Source organism: Vibrio sp. RM-69-4, assembly GCF_024743775.1.
In the GTDB taxonomy this organism is placed as follows: domain Bacteria; phylum Pseudomonadota; class Gammaproteobacteria; order Enterobacterales; family Vibrionaceae; genus Vibrio; species Vibrio anguillarum.
In genome coordinates, this window is sequence record NZ_JAMQXI010000033.1 from 1 (window position 1) to 3,562 (window position 3,562).

1 protein-coding gene is annotated in these 3,562 nt (G+C 39.1%); it reads right to left on the bottom strand.

The window, feature by feature from the left end; translation table 11 throughout:
- Positions 1-638: 638 nt before the first annotated feature.
- Positions 639-1,307, bottom strand: a complete 669-nt coding sequence (locus NB504_RS04285; RefSeq protein ID WP_258428366.1) for a hypothetical protein — start codon at positions 1,305-1,307, stop codon at positions 639-641.
- Positions 1,308-3,562: the final 2,255 nt, after the last annotated feature.

Genomic DNA, 3,562 nt, shown 5'->3' on the forward strand with positions numbered 1-3,562 from the left:
CCGAACTCAAAAAAAACACTGTAAACACTGAACTTCAATTTTGCAGTAAAACCGCCAAGCGTTGGCAATCCCTCTTGAGCCGTTTGTTAGCTGCTGCACTTTAGCCGGAGATTGACTGCCCAACGGCCTAATTTAAAACACATTATTGTTTTCAAGCGACAAAGTAAAACGGACAACTGAGAAACTAAAACCCAACCCACGAAACGTACTTGGCAAAGAAGAAATAATAGGAAAACTGACGAGCTTCTAAGACTTCAATTTACAAAGAATTCTTTCGAAGAAGCCAACAACCAAGTGCGCGAAATCCATTTAAGCGCGAAAGAGCTTCAAAACCAAAGAAGCCATACCAAAGAAATAAACAAACACACCACTTCCCGTAAACAGACTTCGGTTAGTTCAACCGCTTCACGAACAGTGCCACTGGCGAGATACGCGGAAAAGTGTTGACTTTCAGGTATAAAGCTAGAGCCTCAGACTAAGAAAAATAAGCGCTTAATTTTATGGCTTTACTTAACCTCAGCTAACGCTTTGTTAAGGGGTGAGCAACGCAATACCTAAGCCGCCGCATACCACCTTAATCACTTAAACCAACGCATAGTAAAAATGCCACGCGTTGCGAATCCCTCTTGAACAATTTGTTATAGCGCAAGTTTTGTTTTTTTATATTCTAAAATCATTTTACATAGAGAAAAGAACTTATCTATTAATCGATTGAAACAGCCCTGAATAAATATAATAACATTATCCCTCTTAACCTCTGCTATCGAATAATCGATATTGCCTTCACAAAGATATGGAAAATTACATTTATAGGTTTCAAATTCTAGACAACCATCTAAATTTTCAATTCTAATTAGATGTTTGTGTTTTATGTTATTCACGTACCCCTTGACCTTGTTAAAGTCACTATCAAGAAAAAATGATAGCAATGGATGATAAAAATCAAACTCTTTATAACGTTTGATAAAACTTTTGTTCCATCCAACCGTCTTGGAATTAACATCAAATTTAGGTATAAACAAATTCAGCACATATGGAAATGAATCGAGCATAGAATGCAAATTGTTCATAAATGCAACTATGTGAGCCTCATAAACAATCCTATTATTTGTATTTATACCCACCCTTTCAAGACGTAAAGCTTGTGGCGTTGCAACTTCTAATAACTCATAAAAATGAAATTGGCAATATAGCTCAAAGTGGGCAATCGACTGAGTTGCCATGTGCAAGTTATCGCAAAACTCACCGGTTTCCATTTTTTTAAGGCTAACAAATTGACTAATATCTAGTTTTGGTACTTCTTTCACTAAACCCTCTCTCGATACTCATTGCGCTATAACGCCCAATTAACGTGTGAGCAGCGCAAACACTGAACTTGAGCACTGCGCCGTAAACACTTAACTAAACCCGAAGTGAGAGCGCCAAGCGTTGCGAATCACTGTTAAATTGTTTGTTATGTTCGTAGTTCTTGATAGGCAAAGACTATTGAAATAACAATTCCAATAGACATTACCTAAAGATAAATGCTATTATCCCAATCAATTGATAGACAAAACCTATTAAAATGACTTGTGTAGCACGGTAAAGGGAAACATGGGATTAAGTAGCATTGTTCACATTAGCTCTATTGGGTGTGCTTGCACGGCATGCGCTCGACTTCTTTGGTTCAATGAACTGTCGCTAAAAGGAATAGAGTTGGAAACACTCATTATTCACGCTCAGTCTGCTGCGATGCTTCCGATGGCTGCAGTTTTATTAATCGCCAGTGTTAAGCCTGAGATTACACAAACCATTCATGGATTGAACGCACACTACTTAATCTCTTCAATATCATTAACTTACGTATCAATAAGTTCGCTTCAGCTTTAACATTGCCAAGAGAACATAACGCCCAATTAAGTGGTGAACAACGCACTGGCCAAGCCACTGCATTGCACCGTAAACACTTTACCTGACGCATAGTAAAACTGCCACGCGTTGAGAATCCACTTAAATTGTTTGTTATGTGAATTTTACCGTGAATTCAAAGTAAACCACCGTAGAAACGAAGGAATTTTAATAAGTTACGTGAAAAACCAATGCTTACCAAAACCTAAATTTCACAGCGATCTTAGCCAAAGAGAGCCACTTACAGAATCAACAACAAAGAAAGCGCCCTTTCAGCTACAACAAAACCTTTTGCTTCACCAGATTTTCAGAGTTGAATATCAGCAAGCAAATCAGTCAAAAAGACATTTCAATTAAAGCGATTTGAAACTGACGAAATTCAACACAAACCAGATCCAAAACTCAATTGAGGCAGCCCAAGAACCTTAAAAACGATCAATCTCAGGTTGTTCAAGAATCCATTTCGACCAAGCCAACTTGCCGAAAATACGGAACGAATTCTCAATGAAATCGTAGCTTTGACCTTAAAAACTCATCCAACACATAACGCCCAATTAAGTGGTGAACAACGCACTGACCAAGCCGCTGCATAACACCGTAAACACTTTACCTGACGCATAGTAAAACTGCCACGCGTTGAGAATCCACTTGAATTGTTTGTTATGTGAATTTTACCGTGAATTCAAAGTAAATCACCGTAGAAATGTAGACATTTGAATAAGTTACGTGCAAAAACGATGCTTACAAAACCCTAAATTTCACAGCGATCTGAGCCAAAGAGAACCACTTGCAGAATCAACAACAAAGAAAGCGTCCTTTCAGCCACAACAAAACCTTTTGCTTCACCAGACTTTCAGAGCTGAACTTCAGCAAGAGAGTCAGTCAAAAAGACATTTCAATTAAAGCGATTTGAAACCGAAGAAACGCAACACAAACCAGATCGAAAACGCAATTGAGGCAATCCAAGAACCTTGGACGTGACCAATTGAAGTTCTTTCACGGATTCATTTTGACCAAGCTAACTTGCCGAAAATACGGAACGAATTCTCAATGAAATCGTAGCTTTGACCTTAAAAACCCATCAAACACATAACGCCCGGCTAAGGGGTTGACAACGCACCGCCGAACTCAAAAAACACACCGTAAACACTGAACTTCAATTTTGAACTAAAGTCGCCACGCGTTGACAATCCCTCTTGAGCCGTTTGTTAGGCCAACCAATTGACACCGACACTTTCACAACCAAAGAACGAGATTTTTTGTGAATTTTAAACCAACTAACCGATTCATTTATAAACCAAAATGCTAAATCAGCAAAGAAACAAAAAACTCAAATTGAGCGGTTTGGAAGAAAAGTGACGAGCGTAGCATGCTCGGCGGACGTTTGGATGCTGAAGGTTATTTTACCGATGAATTCACAGCGATAAACAACCCAACGCGATCAAGAAACAACAAATGTGTGATGACGATTTATTGCTTAAGTTAAGCCACAAAACATGTAATTTACCGTTCAATTCCAACTCGTTTTAGCTGATAAAAACTCACTTTGCCTAACGCCCGGCTAAGGGGTTGACAACGCACCGCCGAACTCAAAAAACACACTGTAAACGCTGAACTTCAATTTTGCACCAAAGCCGCCACGCGTTGGCAATCCCTCTTGAGCCGTTTGTTAGGC